Source organism: Elioraea sp., from assembly GCF_051860475.1.
GTDB lineage: Bacteria > Pseudomonadota > Alphaproteobacteria > Acetobacterales > Acetobacteraceae > Elioraea.
On the sequence record NZ_JBHYDW010000015.1, the window covers coordinates 37,573 to 55,151 of the forward strand.

Below are 17,579 nucleotides of genomic sequence, written 5' to 3' on the forward strand. Positions count from 1 at the left end.
GGACGGCCAGCGCCTCTCGGCGATGGACCGGCGCGCGCGGGCGCGGCTGATCCAGCCGGTGTTCCAGGATCCGTTCTCCTCGCTCAACCCGCGCCGGCGTATCCGCGACATCGTCGCCCTGCCGCTGGTGGCGCAGGGCGGCATCGCCGACAGCGAGATTCACCGCCGCGTGAACGAGGGGCTGGAGCGCGTCGGACTCGACCCGGGGATGGGCAACCGGCTGCCGGCGGAGCTCTCGGGCGGACAGCGCCAGCGCGTGGCGATCGCGCGCGCGCTCGTGCTGCGCCCGCGCATCGTCATCTGCGACGAGCCGACGAGCGCGCTCGACGTTTCGGTACAGGCGCAAATCCTGAACCTGCTCGCCGAGCTGCGCCGCGATCTCGGGCTCACCTACCTGTTCATCAGCCACAATCTCGCGGTGGTGGAGCATGTCGCCACCGAGGTCGCGGTGATGTATCTCGGCCGGATCGTCGAGCGCCGCCCGACCGAGGCGCTGTTCGCCGCGCCCGAGCATCCGTACACGAAGGCGCTGCTCGCGTCGGTGCTGACGCCTGAGCCCGGTCTCGGGATTCCCGATGTCGGTCTCGGCGACGCCATGCCCGATCCGGCGAACATCCCGCCCGGCTGCCGGTTCCATCCGCGCTGCCCGGTCGCGGTGGAGCGGTGCCGGACCGACCCGCCCAGGCCGCGCACGGGCCACGACATCGAGGTGGAGTGCCACCTCGCCACGGTCTGACCGCCTACGCCGCGCGTCGCGCCGCCACCAGAGCCGCGCGGCCCGCGGCGGTCGCGCTCACCCAGGCGCTGCCGTCGCCATCGTGCTCGTGCCTGACGAGACCGCGCTCCAGCGCCTCCTCCCACACGGTCAGGCGCGGGCAGGAGGTGCGCCACGCGTCGATCACCTCCGCATAGGGGCGTGGACGGTCCGCGACGAACTCCACCAGATCCAGGATCAGCGGCTCGATCGGACCGGACATCACGGTTCCTCCGTCTCAGGGTGCCACCCCGTATCCAGCTTCCATGCACGACATGGGTGCATGCGATCAAGGTGGCGATGCGTCCCGCCCCGAGCTGGAACCGCGGCTCGGTCATCGCCTCCGCCAGGCGCCGCGCCAGGATGGTCCCGAGCATCGAGGCCCGGAGTGCGCACCCTGCCATCACCGGACCGACCCTACCCGCCTCGGCGACCATCCCCTCCCAGACGGGCATGACCGCCTACGTGAAGCCGTCGGCCTTCAGGATGTTCAGGCCGCGGCAGCTGTTCTGCGCGATCCGGTCGGACAGCACCGGACGCATCTGTGGTCGCTCGCTCAGCGTGAAGGGCGACGTCGTCGGCACCACACTGGACACGCACAGCGTCCAGGCCATCAGCCGGGGCCGGAACCAGCGCGGCTGGCTGGAGAGACGCCGAGTGGGGTCACGAACGAACGCCTGGCCGACCTGAGGCACCGGCGCGCGGGCGGGGGCGCGGTGATACCGGTTCCGGGCGGCCGCCGGCTGGTCCGACGGCACCGATTTGCGCCGCCCGGCGCTGCTGGATATGTTCCCGCGCCGCGCGCCGAGGCATCAGCATGGCGCGCACGAACGTGATGCCCGGCCCTGCGCGTCCGGCCGGGCCTGGGGACAGCGATTTGGCCGACATCTTCGACGAGATCGAGGAAGACCTCCGCAAGGAGCGCGCGAAGAGGCTGTGGGACCGCTACGGCTGGATCGTGCTGTTGGTTGCCGGCGGGGTCGTGCTGGGCGTCGCCGGCTGGCGCGGCTGGCAGTGGTACGAGCACCGCCAGGCGACGGAGGCGGCCGAGCGCTTCCTCGCCGCCGCCTCCGCCGCCGACCGCGGCGAGGCGGCCTCCGCGGCCGCCACGTTCGCGGAACTCTCGCGCGGCGCACCCGCCGGCTACCGTGTGTTCGCCCGGCTGCGCGAGGCCGGGGCCAGGGCACGCCTCGGCGAGACCGCCGAGGCGGTGGCGCTCTACGAGACGCTCGCGCGCGACGCCGCCGTGCCGCCGCTCTACCGCGACCTCGCCACGCTGCTTGCGGTGATGCACCAGACCGACTCGGGCGACCCCCGCGCGCTCGCCGACCGGCTGGCGCCGCTCGCGGCGGAGGGGGCTGCGTTCCGGTTCTCGGCGATGGAGCTCCAGGCGGTGCTGGCGGAGCGCCGCGGCGACCGCGCCGAGGCGCGGCGGCTGCTCCAGGCGCTCGCGCAGGATGGCGCGGCGCCCGAGGGGGTGCGCCGCCGCGCCGGCGAGATGCTCGGCGCGATCGGGAGCTGAGGCAATGCGCGGACGCCGCCACCTCTCGCGCCGCGGGCTGATCGCCGCGCTGCCGTTCGCCACGTCGGGCTGCGGCATGTGGGATTGGGCGTTCGGCGACTCGAAGCAGCCCCTGCCCGGTGAGCGCCGCGCGGTACTGCCCGGCGAGGCCGAGGCGGCGGCCGATCCGAGCCTCGCCGACATGCCGGTGGAACTGCCGCCGCCGGTGGCGAATCCAGCCTGGCCGGTGCCGGGCGGCACGCCCTCGAACGTGATGGGGCATCTCGCCGCCGGCGACAGGCTGGAGGTGGCCTGGCGCACGGGAATCGGCACCGGCGGGTCGCGGCGGCGCCCGCTGCTCACCACGCCGGTGGTTGCCGACGGGCGCGTCTATGCCTGCGATGCCACCGCCGAAGTCACGGCGCTCGACACCGCCTCGGGGCGGACGGTATGGCGGGCCGATGCGCGCCCGCCGCGCAACCGCGGCAGCCTGCTCGGTGCCGGCCTCGCCTATGCCGACGGGCGGGTGTTCGTCGCCACCGGGCTCGCCGAGGTGATGGCGTTCGACGCCACGACGGGAGCGGAGATCTGGCGCAGCGCGATGCCGACGCCGACGCGCGGCGCGATCAGCGTGGCGGACGGGCGCGTCGTGGTGCTGACGGTCGAGGGGCAGGTGCTCGCCTATGCCGCCGATACCGGCGAGCGGCAATGGAGCCATCGCGGCCCGGCGGAGACCACCACGCTGCTCGGCGCGCCGGCGCCGGCGATCGATGACGGCATGGTGCTCGCCGGGTTCCTCAACGGCGACGTTGCCGCCCTGCGGCTCGACACCGGCCGCGCGCTCTGGACCGAGGGCATCGCCGGCATCCGCGGCCGGCCATCGATCGCCGACATCGCCGCGGTGCGCGGCCGGCCGGCGATCGATCGCGGGCGCGGCATCGTCGCGGGCGCCGGCGGCGTGACCATGGCGATCGACATGCGGTCGGGCCGGCGCGTCTGGGAGCGCGAGATTCCAGGGCGCGAGAGCCCGTGGGTCGCCGGCGAGTGGATCTTCATGATCAGCGCCTCGGAGGAGGTCGCGGCCATGCGCCGCGCCGATGGGCGGGTGAAGTGGGTGACACCGCTGCCGCGCTTCCGTGACGAGGAGCGGCGGCGCGATCCGATCACCTGGACCGGGCCTCTGCTGGTCGGCGACCGGCTGGTGGTCGCCTCGAGCCGCGGCGAGGCGCTGTCGCTCTCGCCCTATACCGGCGAGATCCTCGGCCGCCAGAGACTGCCCGACGGCGTGACCGTCGCGCCGATCGCGGCCGACGGCTCGGTCTATCTGCTGACGGACGGCGCCAGCCTGGTCGCCTTGCGCTGAACGGCATGCGCCCGGTCGTCGCCATCGTCGGGCGCCCGAACGTGGGCAAGTCCACGCTGTTCAACCGGCTCGCGCGGCGGCGGATCGCGATCGTCGACGACACGCCCGGGGTGACGCGCGACCGCAAGGAGGCCGAGGCGGTGCTCGGCGGGCGCGACGTGACGCTGGTCGACACCGCCGGGCTCGAGGAGGCGCCGCCCGAGACGGTCGCGGGCAAGATGATGGCCGGGTCCGCGCGTGCGGTTGATCTCGCGGACCTGGTGCTGTTGGTGGTGGACGGCCGCGAGGGGCTGACCCCGGCGGACCGCCATTTCGCCACCTGGCTGCGGCGGACCGGCAAGCCTGCGATCCTGGTCGCAAACAAGGCCGAGGGGCGGGCGGGCGAAGGCGGCTACTACGACGCCTTCGCGCTCGGGTTCGGCGAGCCGGTCGCGGTCTCGGCCGAGCATGGCGAGGGGCTGGGCGAGTTGCACGACCGCGTCCGCGAGGCGCTGGGCGCTGCTCCCGAGGTCGCGGAGGCGGCCGAGGGCGAGGCGGGCAGCGAACGGCCGCTCCGGCTTGCCGTCGTCGGCCGGCCGAACGCCGGCAAGTCCACGCTGGTGAACCGGCTGATCGGCGAGGAACGGCTGCTCACCGGGCCGGAGCCCGGCATCACCCGCGACGCGATCGCCCTGCCCTGGCGCGACGCCGAGGGGCGGCTCGTGCGGCTGGTCGACACGGCCGGGTTGCGAAGGCGCGCGCGCGTGACCGAGAAGCTGGAGAAGCTCTCCACCGCCGCCACCATCGCCGCGCTGCGCGAGGCCGAGGTGGTGGTGCTGGTGCTCGATGCGCTCGCGCCCTTGGAGGCGCAGGACATCGCCATCGCCACGCTCGCCGAGCGCGAGGGCCGCGCGCTGGTGCTGGCGCTGAACAAGTGGGATCTCGTGCCGGTGAAGGCACGCAACGACCGTCGCCGCGCGATCGCCGATCGCCTCTCGACCGGCTTCGCCCAGCTCAAGGGCGTGCCGGTGGTGCCGCTCTCGGCGCTGTCCGGTGCGGGCGTGGACAAGCTGATGCCCGCGGTGTGGAAGGCTTACGAGGCGTGGAACTCTCGCGTGCCCACGGGGGCGCTCAACCGCTGGTTCGCGACCGCGATCGAGCGCCACCCGCCACCGCTGGTGGACGGGCGGCGGCTGAAGCTCCGCTACATCACCCAGGTCAAGGCGCGCCCGCCCAGCTTCGTGGTGTTCGGCACCCGCACCGGCAAGCTGCCGGACGACTACGTGCGCTACCTGCTGAACGGGCTGCGCGAGGCGCTGGGGCTGGAGGGCGTGCCGATCCGCCTGACGCTGCGCAGTTCGCGCAACCCGTATGTCGAGGGGGAGTGAGGATGGGCATCGCGACCACGCCCGAGGATGTGCTGGGGTTCTGGTTCGACCCCGAGACGAAGCCGAAATGGTTCAATGGCGGCACGGCGTTCGACGACGAGGTGCGCGCGGTACTCGGCCCGGCGCTTGAGGCCGCGTCGCGCGGCGATCTCGCGGCGTGGGAAGGGGACCGCGACGGCGCGCTCGCGCTGGCGCTGCTGTTGGACCAGGTACCGCGCAACATCTTCCGCGGCACCGCGCGCGCGTTTGCCCACGATGCCGAGGCGCGGCGGGTCGCGCGGATCGTGCAGGAGCGCGGCTGGGATCTGGAGCTGCCGGTCGAGCGGCGCGTGTTCCTCTACCTGCCGTTCGAGCACAGCGAGGATCTGGCGGACCAGGAGCTCTCGGTGCGGCTGTTCCGCGAGCGGGCGAACGAGGGCGAGTACCTGAAATACGCCGAGGCGCATCTCGACGTCATCCGCCGCTTCGGCCGGTTCCCGCACCGGAACGCCGCGCTGGGCCGCGACAGCACCGAGGCGGAGACCGCGTACCTCGCTCAGCCCGGCGCGGGGTTCTGACGGGCACCCTCACCCTGACCCTCTCCCGCACGCGGGAGAGGGGACGCAGCGTCGCCTCCGGGTTCCCTCTCCCGCGCACGGGTCCCATCGCGGCTTGCCGCGATGGGGGACCGCAGCGGGAGAGGGTCAGGGTGAGGGGCGGCCTCTCGCCCTGCGAGCGTCCGTACCAGCCGCTTCGCCCCCTCCACCTGCGTGCCCCACCACGACCCGGTGGCAAGGCGCTCGCTGCCCGAGGTGTCACCCGTGCGTGGATAGCCGCGCGAGAACCGCGCCGTGCCGAACATCACGTCCCAGATCGGCAGCAGCACGGCGAAGTTCGTGCCGTGCACACGCGCCGGCATCCCGGCGTCGTGGTCGAGCGCGTGATGCACGCGGTGGAAATGCGGGCTGACGATGACGAACCGCCCGAACCGGCCGAAATCGAGCCGCACATTGGCATGGCTCAGGCTCTCGGCCACGCGCATGACCAGCACCAGCAGCGGGAACTGGCCGGGCGGCACGCCGATCAGCGTGGCGACGCCGGCGAACCAGAGTGCCGCGATGATGTCGTCGAACAGGTGGTTGCGGTCATCGGTCCAGAACGTCATCTGACGCTGGGCGTGATGCACCGAATGCAGCGCCCACCACCACCCGAAACGGTGCTGGAACCGGTGACGCCAGTACTCGGCGAAGTCGAGGATGACGACATAGAGCAGGAAGGTGACGACCGGCCACTCGCGCAGCGCCGGCACCAGCGTCTCCAGCGTCGGCGGGATGATGCCGAGTCGCGCCAGCCCCGCCGCCCAGGCGGTCTCCGCCGGCAGGAGGATGACGAAGGCGAACAGCGGCAACAGCCCGAGCCGGTTGAGCAGCGTGTAGGTGACGTCGGTGCCGACGGTGGACGTCTCGCCCTCCCTGTGCTCGACCGGGCGGAGGCGCTCCAGCGGGGCGCAGACCGCGATCGACACCAGCACCGCAAGCGCACCCATCAGCGCGAAGTCGAGCCACTCGGAGGCGTCCTCCTCCCACGCCATCAGCCCGGCGGCGTAGAGGGCCGGCAGCAGCGCGTGCTCGAAGGTCGCGGCCTTCAGCGCCACGTAGCCGTCCGCGATCGCCTCGATCATCGGTTGGCCTCCGCAGCGAGGCGCGGAGTCGGTTCCGTCAGCGTCGCGAAGCAGAACCCGCGCGACTTCAGCCCGACGATCAGGTCCTCGAACACGTCGGCATACTTCTCCTGCCGCGAGCGGATGCCCCAGTGCATCACCAGCACCTCGCCGTCGCGGATCGTGCGCAGGCTCTGCGCGAGGAGCGCGCGGTTGGGGTAGCGATCCGAGGGCAGTTCATCGCCGAGGAAGCCATGCGCGGTCCAGCCGATGTGACGGAAGCCGCAGGCTTCGGCGAAGCGCAGCGCGTTCGGCGTGGTGCGCCCGCCCGGCGCGCGCCAGATCGGATCGAGCCCGCGCCCCGTCATGGCGCGCAGCCGGTCCTCGACCGCGCGCAGCTCGGCGCACATCTGCGCGGCATCCAGCGTCGTGCCCGCGCGCGCACCCCAGGGCACGTAGCGCACACGCTCGCCGACATCGCCGCGGAAGTACCAGTGCCGCAGCGTGTGGCTGCCGAAGGAGTGCCCCTCGGCCGCGCGCGTGCGCCAGAACTCGGCCCAGGACTCCGCGAGCGAGGTGTCGCCGCGATAGGTGCGTTCGTCGGCGAGGAACAGCGTCGCCTTCACGTCGTGGCGGCGCATCACCTCGGCGATCTGCTCGGCGCGGTCCATCCAGCCGGTGTCGATCGTGAGGTAGAGCGTGCCCCGGCAGGTCTCGGCACGCGCCGGTAACGCCAGGACGAGAACGGCGACGAGAACCCTAGCCCATCGCATGGAACAGGATGCCGTGGGGGCTCCGGCCGACGCGGATCTGCGCGACCAGCGCACCCGTCTCGACATCGATCACGCCGACCCGGTTGCCGACGCGCTGGGTGAACCAGAGCTGCCGCCCGTCGGGCGAGAAGTCGAGGCAGTCGGGCGCGCCGGGAGCGCGAAACTGGTCGAGCACGGTCAGCGTCTCCGCGTCCAGCGCCGTGATCGAGCCGGCGACGCGGTTGGTGACGTAGAGGAACAGCCCGTCCCGCGACGGGAACAGGTTGTGGGCGCCCGCCCCCGTCTGCACCTTGCGGATCGTCTGGCCGGCCTCCGGATCGATCACGCTGACCGTGTCCTCGCCCATGTTCGCGACCAGCAACTCGCCCGCGCGGCTCATCACCACGCCGGCCGGCGTGTCGCCCGTCGGCTGGCGCCAGAGCACGCGCGCGGTCTCCGCCTCCACCGCGACGAGCGCGTTGCTGTTCTGGAGCGTGACATAGGTGATCCGGCTGTCGCCGGACCAGGCGATGTGGCTCGGCAGGCGCGGCATCGCCAGGCGATGCACGAGCGTGAGGTCGTCGGCGCGGTAGAGGTCGATCTGGTTGCGCCGCAGGCTCGCCACCGTCAGCCACTGCGAGTCCGGGCTGAACATCAGGTGATAGGGGTTGCTGACACGCAGGGTCCGGCGGATCGCGCCGGTGTCGGGTTCGAGGAACAGGAACTCGTTGCCGGCGGAGTCGCCGAGCACGATCTCGGACCGGTCCGGCGCGTAGACCAGATGGTGCGGCTCGCGCAGGGCGGGCACCTTGCGTACGACGTCGCCACGCCCGGCGTCGATCACGCTGACCGTCGCGTCACGGCTGTCGAGCACGAACACAAGCCCGACCGGCTGCGTCGAGGCCCGGGTGACCGAGGGGAGAGCGAGGGCGTGGGCCGCCGCGCCGAGAAGGACTGAACGCCTGTGCATGAGGTGGTCTCTCCGTCGACCGCGCTGCTTCATACCAGAAACGCCTGGCTGCTGGAACGTCCGTTCACGCCGCACGCCGCCAATCCTGTTCGATCCGGCCGTCGCGCAGCGCCACCATGCGGTCGAAGCGGTCGAAGATCTTTTCGTCGTGGGTCACCACGAGGATCGCCGCCTGCTGATCCAGCGCCACCTGGCGGAGCAGATCCGTCACGCGCCAGCGCACGTCCCACACCGTCTCGCCGTTCCGCACCAGCCGACCGTCGGTCAATCCGAGGACGCAGGCGACGACGTTCAGCAGCGTCGACTTGCCGGTACCCGAGGGTCCCTTCAGCCCGACCACCCGATAGCGGTCGGCGCCGAGTTCCACCGTCGCGCCGACCGGCAGGCGGGCACGCGCATCGACCACCCTCGCGAAGCGCGCGCCGCCGAGGCCCCGTCCGGCCTCGATCGCCGACGGCCCGGTCGGCCGCCTGTCTCCAGTCCGATCCGCAAACGCTGCAGGACGCGGCGGAAACGGCCCGGCCGTTCCGTGCGGGCCACGATTGACATAGGGCAAGGTATTTCCGGCTGCCCGGCGCATAGATACTCTCGCGCGGCGGCCGGGACGATCCTAGTCTTGCGCCGCCAGCACAGGAACGCCCGGAGGGACTGCGATGAAAGCCCGAGACCTGATGACACCGGATGTCGTGACGGTGGCGCCCAACACGCCGGTGATGGGCGTGGCCCGGCTGCTCGCCGAGCGGCACGTCAGCGGGGTGCCGGTGACCGACGCCGACCGCAAGATCCTCGGCGTGGTGAGCGAGGGCGACCTGATCAAGCAGGTCTCCGGCCGCGGCGACGAGAGCCCCGGCTTCTTCAAGAGCCTGTTCGCCGATCCGGCCAGGATGGCGGAACAGTACGTGAAGAGCCACGGCCGCACCGCCGCCGACATCATGACGCCCAATCCCGTCACCGTGACCGAGGAGACGTCGGCGGGCGAGATCGCCGAGCTGCTGGACAAGCAGCACATCCGGCGCGTGTTCGTCACCCGCGACGGACGCCTGGTCGGCGTGGTCTCGCGCGCCGACCTGCTGCGTGCGCTGGTTTCGCCCCAACAGGCACCGATGACCGACACGTCCGACGAGGGGATCTACCGCGCCATCATGACGGCGATGAAGAAGCAGCCCTGGGCCAGCACCTTCTACACCACGGTGGTGGTGAAGGAAGGCGTGGTCGAGTTCTACGGCTACTGCGGCACGGACGAGTACCGCCGCGCGCTGCGCGTGCTCGCCGAGGGTGTGGCCGGCGTGAAGCGGGTCGAGGACCACATGGTGATCGGCCCGCTCTACGTGTACTCCTGACGGATCATTCCGACGGTGCGGCGACCGCCCGGCTGGGCGGCTCGCGCACCGTGGTCAGGAGCGCGGCACCGCCCAGCAGGAACACGAGGATCGTCGCCATGCCCGCGCGCTGGCTGCCGAACGCCGCCGTCGCCCAGGCGAGCGCGGCCGGGCCGAGGAAGGCGGTGATCCGACCCGACAGCGCGAACAGGCCGAAATACTCCGAGGCCTGCTCGGGCGGGGCGAGGCGGGCCATCAGGGTCCGGCTCGCCGCCTGGGCCGGGCCGAAGAACACACCGAGCGGCAGCGCGAGCGCCCAGAACCAGAGCTTGCCCTCGACCAGCAGCAGCACCGCGCCGATCGCCGCGAGCGCGCCGAGCGAGATCAGCACCGTGCGCTTCGGCCCGATCGCGTCGTCGACGAACGAGAACAGCCCGGCGCCGATCCCGGCGGTGATGTTCATCGCGATGCCGAGCAGGATGATCTCGTCGGTGGCCATGCCGAAGGTTCCGGCCGCGTAGATCGCGCCGAAATTGAACAGCGTGTTCAGCCCGTCGGTGTAGAGCAGGCGCGCGAGCAGGAAGCGCGTCACGGCCGGGCGGCGACGCAGCTCCGGCAGCAGCCGCGCCATCGCCGCCATGCCGGTCCGGATCGCCTGCCGGATCGGCGCGCGTCGTGGCGCGTCGGGCACCATCAGGAACAGCGGCCAGCAGAACGTGCCGTACCAGACGGCTACCAGCAGGTTGGTGGCGCGCACGTGCTCGGCCGCGCCCCGGTCGAGCGGGAACAGCGGCGGGTCGGGCTGGATCAGCAGAACCAGGCAGAGCACCAGGCAGAACAGCCCGCCGACATAGCCCGCACCCCAACCCCAGCCGGAGATGCGTCCCATCATCGGTCGCGGGGCCACGTCCACCAGCATGGCGTTGTAGAACACCGTGCCGAGCTCGAAGGCCAGTGTCGCGAGCACCACCACGGCCAGCGCGAACGGCGCCGAGGCGGGATCGGGCCGCACCCACCAGAGCGCGCCGCAGGTGATCACCGCCATCACGGTAAAGCCGGCGAGCCACGGCTTGCGGCCGCCCGCGCCGTCGGCCACCGCGCCGAGCGGCGGCGAGAGCAGCGCGATCAGCACGCCGGCGATCGCCATCGCGAAGCCCCACTGCGACGTGCCGACGGTCTCGCTCTCCGCGACCGCCTGGACGAAGTAGGTCGCGAACACGAAGGTGCCGATCACCGCCGGGAAGGCGCTGTTGGCCCAGTCGTAGAGTGACCACGCGACGACGGCGCGCCGCCGCTCGCGCGGCAGGTCGGCCAGCCGCGTGATGTCGTCGAACGGAACCGTCACGCGAGCGCGGCGACCGCCCGTGTGGCGACCACGACGGCGGGCAGCACCGGCCGCGCGCCGAGCTCGGCCAGCACGCGCTCGGCCGCGACCCAGCGCGCGCCCGCGCCCGCGCGCACTGCCTCGACCCCGCCCTGGGCGAGCACGGCGGCGGCGAGCCGCGCCTGTGCGTCGGCGAGATCATCGGCGACCGAGGCGAGCGCGCGCGCGGTCCAGCCGTCGGACGCATCGACATGGCGCGCGGCGGCGCGCACGGCATCCGGCCCGAGCCCGGCGCCGGCGGCGAACCACGCCTCCATGCCCTGGCTGGGCGCGACGGCGGCATCGGCCGAGAGGCGCAGGATGGCCGGTGCCATGGCAGCCGCGCCGCCGGTCGGATCGCGCTCGAGCAGCGCCGGCAACAGCAGCGCGACATGCGCACGGTACGGGCCGGCCGCATCGGCGACGCGCAGATCGGGCGCCAGCACGCGCACGAAGCCGCGGGCGGCGCCCTCCTGCGCGCGCCGCCAGGCCTGGAAGCGCGGATAGAGCGCCTTGGGGTCGCCGCCCGACTGGTCCTCCGCCTCCGCCCCGGCGCGCAAGGCGGCGAGGCCGAGCGCCTCGCGCGCCACCAGCGCGGCGGTCGCGGCCGCCTCCGGCGCGATCCCGTCAGCGAGCCGGGCGAAGGCGGCGAGCCCCATCCGGTCGAGCAGGTCATTGGTCAGCAGCATCGCCACCAGGTCGCGCCGCAGCGGGTGCGCGGCGATCGCCCCGGGGAAGCGGTCGCGCACGGCGGGCGGGAAGTACTCGGCGAGGTCGGGCGCGAAGGCCGGATCGTCCGGCAGGGACGAGCCGATCAGCGCATCGGTCAGCCACAGCTTCGCGTGCGAGAGCAGCACGATCAGCTCGGGCCGGCTCAGCCCCTCCGCGCCGCGCTCGGCGAGGCTCGCGGCATCCGGCAGTCCGGCGACCACGCGGTCGAGCCGCCCCTCGGCCTCCAGCCGCGCGATCAGCGCCGCGTGCGGGCCGGCCACCCCCGGGTCCATCCCTTCCAGCGACACGCCGAGCGACTGGCGCGCATTGGTTGCGAGCACCTGCCGGGCGACGTCGTCGGTGATCGACACGAGCAGCGTGTCGCGCTGCTTCGCGGTCAGCTCGCCCTCCTGCACCAGGAGGTCGAGCAGGATCTTCAGGTTCACCTCGTGGTCGGAGGTGTCCACGCCCGCCGAGTTGTGCAGGCTGTCGGTATCGACGCGCACGCCCGCCCGCGCCGCCTCGATGCGCGCGGCCTGGGTGAGCGCAAGATTCGCCCCCTCGCCGACCACCTTCGCGCGCAGCGCGGCCGCGTCGATGCGGATCGCGTCGTTGGCGCGGTCGCCCGCCTCGCCGTGGCTCTCGTGGCTCGCCTTCACGAAGGTGCCGATGCCGCCGAAATAGAGCAGGTCGGCCTGCATGGTCAGGATCGCGCGCATCACCACGTCCGGCGGCGGACGCTCCGCGGTGATGCCCAGCATCGCGCGCGCCTCGGCCGAGAGCGGCACCGTCTTGGCGTTGCGTGGATAGACCCCGCCGCCGGCGCTGAGCGTCGCCTTGTCGTAGTCCGCCCAGGAGGAGCGCGGCAGCGCGAACATGCGCGTGCGCTCCTGGAACGACACCGCCGGATCGGGATCGGGGTCGAGGAAGATGTGGCGGTGATCGAATGCCGCGCGCAGCCTGAGCGCCGACGACAGCAGCACGCCGTTGCCGAACACGTCGCCCGACATGTCGCCCACGCCGACCACGTCGATCGGTTCGCGGTCGATGTCGACGCCGAGTTCGCGGAAGTGGCGGCGGATGCAGACGAACGCGCCGCGCGCGGTGATGCCGAGCCCCTTGTGGTCGTAGCCCTTCGAGCCGCCCGAGGCGAACGCGTCGCCGAGCCAGAAGCCGCGCTCCAGCGCGATCCCATTGGCGATGTCGCTGAAGGTCGCGGTGCCCTTGTCGGCGGCGGCGACGATGTAGGGATCGTCGCCGTCACGGCGCACCACGCGCTCGGGCGGCACCACCTTGCCGCCGACCCGGTTGTCGGTGAGGTCGAGCATCGCGCCGATCAGCAGCCGGTAGCAGGCGATCCCTTCGGCCATCAGCGCCTCGCGGTCACGCGCGGGATCGCCCGTGGGCGCGGGCGGGCGCTTCAGCACGAACCCGCCCTTCGCCCCCGTGGGCACGATCACGGTGTTCTTCAGCGTCTGCGCCTTCATCAGCCCGAGGATCTCGGTGCGGAAATCCTCGCGCCGGTCCGACCAGCGGATTCCCCCCCGCGCCACCGGCCCGCCGCGCAGATGCACCCCCTCCATGCGCGCGCCATGCACGAAGATCTCGCGGTACGGCATGGGTTGGGGCAGGTCGCCGACCGCGCGGGAGTCGATCTTGAAGGCGATCGTCGGCGCGGCCCGGTCGCGGAAGAAGCTGGTGCGCACCACGCCGTCGAGGGCGGTGCGCAGCCGCGTCAGGATGCGGTCCTCGTCGGGGCTGTCCACGGCATCCAGCACCGCGCGCCAGCGTGCATCCAGCGCCGCTTCGGCCGCGGTGTCCCGCGCGGCATGCGGATCGAAGCGGGCATGGAACAGATCCACCAGCAGCCGCGTCGCCTCGGGCTGGGCGGCGAGCGCCGCCTCGACCGCGCCCTGGCTGAACGCGAAGCCCGCCTGCTTCAGCCAGCGGTAGAGCGCGCGCAGCATCCAGGCCTCGCGCCAGGCGAGGCCCGCGCGCACGACCAGGCGGTTGAACCCGTCCGGCTCGGCACGGCCGTGCCACAGCGCTTCCAGCGCCTCGGCGATCGCGCTCGCGCGCGCCGGGTCGAACGCGGCGTGGTCCTCGGTCTCGAGCCCGAACTCGTGCAGCACGACGGGCCGCGCACCGGCGCCGGCGGTGTGCAGATGGTGCGGCACCTCCTCGAGCGCGCGCAGGCCGAGGCTCTCGATCAGCGGCAGGATGTCGGAGAGCGGCACCGGCCGGTCGGGGTTGGCCACGCGCAGCGCGAGCGCCCAGGGGGCGGCGCCTTGCGGCCGGGCGAGCGAGAGCTGGAGCGCGCCGGCGGCGAGCGCGGCCTCGGCGAGCGCGATGTCGGCGACCGCCTCGCGTGCGGTGCGCCGGTCGGCATAGCCGGGCGGGAACGCCTCGCCCCAGCGCCCAAGTACCGCGAGCGCGCCCGCCTCGCCCGTCTCGGCGATCAGCGCCTCGGCCAGCCGCTCGCGGAAGCTCCGCGCGATCTCGGCCAGCGCGCGCTCGAGCCCGCGCAGGTCGACCTCCGGCACCGCGCCGGGCGTCGTCGCGACGATGTAGTGCACACGCGCGAGCGGCGAGTCGCCGATCAGGATATAGGCGGTGGAGAGCCGTCCCTCGAACGCCTCGGCGATCGCCTCGCCGATGCGCGCGCGGAGCCGCGTGTCCATCACGTCGCGCGGCACATAGACGATCGCGGAGACGAAGCGCTCGAACCGGTCGCGGCGCAGGAACATCGCCACGCGCTGACGCTCCTGCAGCGCGAGCACGCCGCGCGCGGTCGCGAGCAGCTCCTCCACATCGGCCTGGAACAGCTCGTCGCGCGGATAGGTCTCGAGGATGTTGGAGAGCCGCCGCCCGTCATGCGTGTTCGGGTCGAGCCCGGCCATCGCCAGCACCGCGGCGACCTTCTCCCGCAGGTACGGGATCGAGCGCGGGTTGCGGTTGTAGGCGTTGGAGGCGAACAGGCCCAGGAACATCGCGGCGCCGGTCACACGGCCGGCGGCGTCGCGGCGCTTCACCACGATCGCGTCGCAGTGCTGCGGCCGGTGCACGGTGGCGCGCATGTTGGCCTTCGCCACCGTCAGCAGCGTCCGTTCCTCGGCCCAGGCGCGCACGGCGGGCGGCAGGTTCGCCGGATCACGCAGCACGTCGAACACCGGCAGCGCCGCGTCGCGCAGCAGGCCGAGCGAGCGAGCCGGTTCGGCCATGATGCCGCCGTCGCTGGGGCGGTAGTGGCGGTAGCCGAGCAGGACGAAGTTGTCGTCGGCGAGCCAGGCGAGAAACTCGCGCGCGATCCGCGCCTCGTCCTCGTCCAGTCCGTCGAGCGCGGCGATGGTCTCGGCAAGCCGTTCGCGCATCGCGGGCCAGTCGGCGACCGCGGCGCGGACATCCGCCATCGCGCGCTTCAGCGCGGCAGCCACGGTCGCGAGCTCGGCGCTGTCGGCTCCCTGCGCGAACTCGATCTGCATCATGCTCTCGCGCGGCGCATCGGGGCCGGCCGCCTCGCCGAACGCGACCAGCCGCCCGTCCGCGTCGCGGCGCGCCGGCACGATCGGGTGCACGACCAGGTGCACCGCACGGTTCGCGATCGCGAATCCGGCGAGCGCGGAGTCGACCAGGAACGGCATGTCGTCGTTGACGATCTCGGCGATCGAGTGCGGGCTGCGCCAGCCCTCGGCCTCCGGGCGCGGGTTCAGCACCCGCACGCTGGCCTGGCCGGGGGCGCGGTGGCGCGCATGGTCGAGCAGGCTCAGCGCGGCACCGGCGACATCCTCCGGGCTGCGCGCGGCGAGGTCCTCGTCCGGCACGCCGGCCGCCCAGAGCGCGAGGAAGCGCGTCGCCTCCTCCCCGGTCGCCCCGGGCAGGCGGCGCCGCAGCAGCGCCGCCGCACCATCGAGCACGGCGGCGCGCTCGGGGCGCGCGGATGTCAATCTGCGGTCCAGGCCCTCGGGTGCCATCGCCCCCTCCCTCGTCCTCGGCACGCAGTGTCACGCGCCCGCCTGGTCGGTTCAACCGTGGCGAGCCCGATGGCGCGCCGACCTGCTTGAGAGGCGGCGAAGGGCGCGCTAGAACTCAGACCAGAACGGAAACAACGCGGCGCCGTTCCGGGCCGGCCCGCGACCGAGAGGGCGCCGATGCTCCGACGCGGATGGCTTGCGATCGCCGTTGCCGTGATGGCGACGGTGGGGTGGGGCGCCTCGGCGCAGCCGAACCCCGATTTCTGGGTCAGCAACACCAGCGGCAAGCCGATCAACCAGATCTTCGTCTCGCCCTCCACCGAGACCAGCTGGGGAACCGACTGGCTGGGCGAGCACGTGCTCGCCTCGGGTCAGCGCTTCGCGATCCGCCCGCGCCGCGACGGCACCTGCGTGTTCGACATCCGCGCGGTGTTCGCCGATGGCAGCTCCGAGGAGCGCCGACGCGTGAATGTCTGCAACGTCAACGAGGTGGCGTTCACCTCGGCCGGATCGGTCGCGCGCGGCGGCGCCCAGGCGATTGCCGATTTCCGGCTGGTCAACCGCTCGGGGCGCACGATCCAGCAGTTGTTCGTCTCGCCCGCCAGCGACCAGAACTGGGGCGCTGACCGGCTCGGCCAGAACGTGCTGCCGAACGGCCGCACCTTCACGGTCACGCTGCCGCGCGACGGCACCTGCGTCTATGACATCCGCGTCGTCTACGACAACAACACCGCCGCCGAGAAGCGCCGCATCAACACCTGCCAGATCAACGACGTGATCTTCCCGTGAGGTGATCGCGTCGGGCGCGCTTCCGGCGCGGAGGCGCGCATGCGATAAGCGCACGCGATGCGACTCCTGTACCACCTGCCGCTCTCGCCCTATTCGCGCAAGGTGCGGCTGGCGCTCGCCGAGAAGCGGCTCGCCTTCGAGCTTCGGGTCGAGAAGGTGTGGGAGCGGCGGCCGGAGTTCCTCGCCCTCAATCCCGCCGCGCAGGTGCCCGTGCTGGTCGAGGAGGGCGGGCTCGCGATCCCCGACAGCGCGGTGATCTGCGCCTATCTGGAGGAGACCTATCCGGACACGCCGCTGCTGGGCGCCAACGCGAATGAGCGCATCGAGTGCCGCCGTCTGGTCGCGTGGTTCGACGGCAAGTTCGCCCGCGAGGTGAGCGAGAACCTGCTGTTCCAGAAGCTGATGAAGCGCATGCTGGGCCGCGGCGAGCCCGAGGGCGCGACGATCCGCGCCGGCTACCAGAACCTGCGCGGACATCTCGGCTATCTCGGCTGGCTTGCCGAGCACCGGCGCTGGCTCGCGGGAGACGTGCTGACGCTCGCCGATCTCGCCGCTGCCGCGCATCTCTCGGCACTCGACTTCCTCGGCGACGTGGACTGGTCGGTCTCGCCGGCCGCCAAGGACTGGTACGCGCGCATCAAATGCCGGCCCTCCTTCCGCGCCCTGCTCGCGGATCGCGTGCCGGGGCTGACGCCGCCCGGCCACTACGCGGATCTCGACTTCTGAGCACCGAAGCCCCGGGGCGAGCCGCGTTCTGCCCCCTCTCCCCCGCAGGGCGGGGGGCAAAGGCGATCGTCCTGACCGGGGCCCGGTTTCCGGTTGACCCCCTGCCGTAACGGTGGCGGAATCGTGGGCCATGGTCACGCGGCTCGCCCTGGCGCTCGCGTTCGCCATTTCCCTGGCATCCGCCGCGCTCGCGCAGCGGGTGGCGCTGGTGATCGGCAACGGTGCCTATGTCGAGGTCCCGCCGCTCGAGAACCCTGCGAACGACGCGACCGACATCCATGCCGCGCTGACGCGGCTCGGCTTCGACAGCGAGCTGGTGGTGGACGCCGACCGGGTGACGCTGGAGCGCGCGAT

Annotated in this window: 17 protein-coding genes; 9 read left to right on the plus strand and 8 right to left on the minus strand. The window is 72.7% G+C overall.

The window, feature by feature from the left end; all coding sequences use genetic code 11:
* Positions 1-736 (plus strand): oligopeptide/dipeptide ABC transporter ATP-binding protein (locus ACTIFU_RS04950; protein WP_439577182.1); only part of this gene is annotated, 736 nt, incomplete at its 5' end.
* 4 nt (positions 737-740) lie between these two features.
* On the opposite strand, the gene ACTIFU_RS04955 is transcribed toward ACTIFU_RS04950, so the two are convergent.
* Positions 741-977: a hypothetical protein gene (locus tag ACTIFU_RS04955; protein WP_439577183.1), complete on the minus strand. Its 237-nt coding sequence runs from the start codon at positions 975-977 to the stop codon at positions 741-743.
* Positions 978-1,215: 238 nt separating this feature from the next.
* The gene (locus tag ACTIFU_RS04960) at positions 1,216-1,368 is read right to left on the minus strand and encodes a hypothetical protein (protein WP_439577184.1); all 153 of its coding nucleotides are present in this window, start codon (positions 1,366-1,368) and stop codon (positions 1,216-1,218) included.
* A gap of 203 nt (positions 1,369-1,571) precedes the next feature.
* On the opposite strand from ACTIFU_RS04960, the gene ACTIFU_RS04965 reads away from it, so the two are divergent.
* From ACTIFU_RS04965 to ACTIFU_RS04980, 4 genes are read left to right on the plus strand one after another with little or no spacing between them, the layout of a single operon-like run.
* A complete protein-coding gene (locus tag ACTIFU_RS04965; RefSeq protein ID WP_439577185.1) occupies positions 1,572-2,276 on the plus strand; it encodes a tetratricopeptide repeat protein in 705 nt (234 codons plus the stop codon).
* Positions 2,277-2,280: 4 nt separating this feature from the next.
* Positions 2,281-3,618 (plus strand): outer membrane protein assembly factor BamB family protein, encoded by a 1,338-nt coding sequence (locus ACTIFU_RS04970; RefSeq protein ID WP_439577186.1) that lies wholly within the window; start codon positions 2,281-2,283, stop codon positions 3,616-3,618.
* 5 nt (positions 3,619-3,623) lie between these two features.
* A complete protein-coding gene (der, locus tag ACTIFU_RS04975; RefSeq protein ID WP_439577187.1) occupies positions 3,624-4,985 on the plus strand; it encodes a ribosome biogenesis GTPase Der in 1,362 nt (453 codons plus the stop codon).
* A 2-nt stretch (positions 4,986-4,987) separates the two neighbouring features.
* Positions 4,988-5,542 (plus strand): DUF924 family protein, encoded by a 555-nt coding sequence (locus tag ACTIFU_RS04980; RefSeq protein ID WP_439577188.1) that lies wholly within the window; start codon positions 4,988-4,990, stop codon positions 5,540-5,542.
* Here the strand turns inward: ACTIFU_RS04980 and ACTIFU_RS04985 are convergent.
* From ACTIFU_RS04985 to ACTIFU_RS05000, 4 genes are all read right to left on the minus strand, one after another.
* Positions 5,521-6,645 carry a sterol desaturase family protein gene (locus tag ACTIFU_RS04985; protein WP_439577189.1) on the minus strand — a complete coding sequence of 375 codons (1,125 nt, stop codon included), beginning with the start codon at positions 6,643-6,645 and terminating at the stop codon, positions 5,521-5,523. The two genes, ACTIFU_RS04980 and ACTIFU_RS04985, sit on opposite strands and share 22 nt — an antisense overlap.
* Positions 6,642-7,397, minus strand: coding sequence for a polysaccharide deacetylase family protein (locus ACTIFU_RS04990; protein WP_439577190.1), 756 nt, complete (start codon positions 7,395-7,397; stop codon positions 6,642-6,644). The genes ACTIFU_RS04985 and ACTIFU_RS04990 overlap by 4 nt, the downstream gene beginning before the upstream one ends.
* Entirely contained in the window at positions 7,384-8,346 is a 963-nt protein-coding gene (locus ACTIFU_RS04995; RefSeq protein WP_439577191.1) for a YncE family protein, read from the minus strand. Before ACTIFU_RS04995 ends, ACTIFU_RS04990 begins: the two co-directional genes overlap by 14 nt.
* 64 nt (positions 8,347-8,410) lie before the next feature.
* Complete coding sequence (locus ACTIFU_RS05000) at positions 8,411-8,752, minus strand: ATP-binding cassette domain-containing protein (RefSeq protein WP_439577192.1); 342 nt, start codon at positions 8,750-8,752, stop codon at positions 8,411-8,413.
* Positions 8,753-9,017: 265 nt separating this feature from the next.
* Here ACTIFU_RS05000 and ACTIFU_RS05005 point away from each other — a divergent pair, with 265 nt between their 5' ends.
* Entirely contained in the window at positions 9,018-9,686 is a 669-nt protein-coding gene (locus ACTIFU_RS05005) for a CBS domain-containing protein (protein WP_439577193.1), read from the plus strand.
* A 4-nt stretch (positions 9,687-9,690) separates the two neighbouring features.
* On the opposite strand, the gene ACTIFU_RS05010 is transcribed toward ACTIFU_RS05005, so the two are convergent.
* Both ACTIFU_RS05010 and ACTIFU_RS05015 read right to left on the minus strand, forming a co-directional pair.
* Positions 9,691-11,010: an MFS transporter gene (locus ACTIFU_RS05010; protein ID WP_439577194.1), complete on the minus strand. Its 1,320-nt coding sequence runs from the start codon at positions 11,008-11,010 to the stop codon at positions 9,691-9,693.
* Positions 11,007-15,710, minus strand: a complete 4,704-nt coding sequence (locus ACTIFU_RS05015; protein WP_439577195.1) for an NAD-glutamate dehydrogenase — start codon at positions 15,708-15,710, stop codon at positions 11,007-11,009. Before ACTIFU_RS05015 ends, ACTIFU_RS05010 begins: the two co-directional genes overlap by 4 nt.
* A 177-nt stretch (positions 15,711-15,887) precedes the next feature.
* Here ACTIFU_RS05015 and ACTIFU_RS05020 point away from each other — a divergent pair, with 177 nt between their 5' ends.
* The 3 genes from ACTIFU_RS05020 to ACTIFU_RS05030 all read left to right on the plus strand — a co-directional run.
* On the plus strand, positions 15,888-16,499 hold the full coding sequence (locus tag ACTIFU_RS05020; RefSeq protein ID WP_439577196.1) for a hypothetical protein: 612 nt from the start codon (positions 15,888-15,890) through the stop codon (positions 16,497-16,499).
* A 57-nt stretch (positions 16,500-16,556) separates the two neighbouring features.
* Positions 16,557-17,225, plus strand: a complete 669-nt coding sequence (fzlA, locus tag ACTIFU_RS05025; RefSeq protein ID WP_439577197.1) for an FtsZ-binding protein FzlA — start codon at positions 16,557-16,559, stop codon at positions 17,223-17,225.
* A 130-nt stretch (positions 17,226-17,355) separates the two neighbouring features.
* Positions 17,356-17,579 (plus strand): caspase family protein (locus ACTIFU_RS05030; protein ID WP_439577198.1); only part of this gene is annotated, 224 nt, incomplete at its 3' end.

Excerpts from the sequence above, each read along its gene's own strand:
- ACTIFU_RS04985 (WP_439577189.1), bottom strand. The coding sequence starts at position 6,645 with ATGATCGAGGCGATCGCGGACGGCTACGTGGCGCTGAAGGCCGCGACC.
- ACTIFU_RS05015 (WP_439577195.1), bottom strand. The coding sequence starts at position 15,710 with ATGGCACCCGAGGGCCTGGACCGCAGATTGACATCCGCGCGCCCCGAG.
- fzlA (WP_439577197.1), top strand. The coding sequence starts at position 16,557 with ATGCGACTCCTGTACCACCTGCCGCTCTCGCCCTATTCGCGCAAGGTG.
- ACTIFU_RS05020 (WP_439577196.1), top strand. The coding sequence starts at position 15,888 with ATGCTCCGACGCGGATGGCTTGCGATCGCCGTTGCCGTGATGGCGACG.
- ACTIFU_RS04960 (WP_439577184.1), bottom strand. The coding sequence starts at position 1,368 with ATGGCCTGGACGCTGTGCGTGTCCAGTGTGGTGCCGACGACGTCGCCC.
- ACTIFU_RS04970 (WP_439577186.1), top strand. The coding sequence starts at position 2,281 with ATGCGCGGACGCCGCCACCTCTCGCGCCGCGGGCTGATCGCCGCGCTG.
- der (WP_439577187.1), top strand. The coding sequence starts at position 3,624 with ATGCGCCCGGTCGTCGCCATCGTCGGGCGCCCGAACGTGGGCAAGTCC.
- ACTIFU_RS04980 (WP_439577188.1), top strand. The coding sequence starts at position 4,988 with ATGGGCATCGCGACCACGCCCGAGGATGTGCTGGGGTTCTGGTTCGAC.
- ACTIFU_RS04955 (WP_439577183.1), bottom strand. The coding sequence starts at position 977 with ATGTCCGGTCCGATCGAGCCGCTGATCCTGGATCTGGTGGAGTTCGTC.
- ACTIFU_RS04990 (WP_439577190.1), bottom strand. The coding sequence starts at position 7,397 with ATGCGATGGGCTAGGGTTCTCGTCGCCGTTCTCGTCCTGGCGTTACCG.
- ACTIFU_RS05005 (WP_439577193.1), top strand. The coding sequence starts at position 9,018 with ATGACACCGGATGTCGTGACGGTGGCGCCCAACACGCCGGTGATGGGC.
- ACTIFU_RS04995 (WP_439577191.1), bottom strand. The coding sequence starts at position 8,346 with ATGCACAGGCGTTCAGTCCTTCTCGGCGCGGCGGCCCACGCCCTCGCT.
- ACTIFU_RS04965 (WP_439577185.1), top strand. The coding sequence starts at position 1,572 with ATGGCGCGCACGAACGTGATGCCCGGCCCTGCGCGTCCGGCCGGGCCT.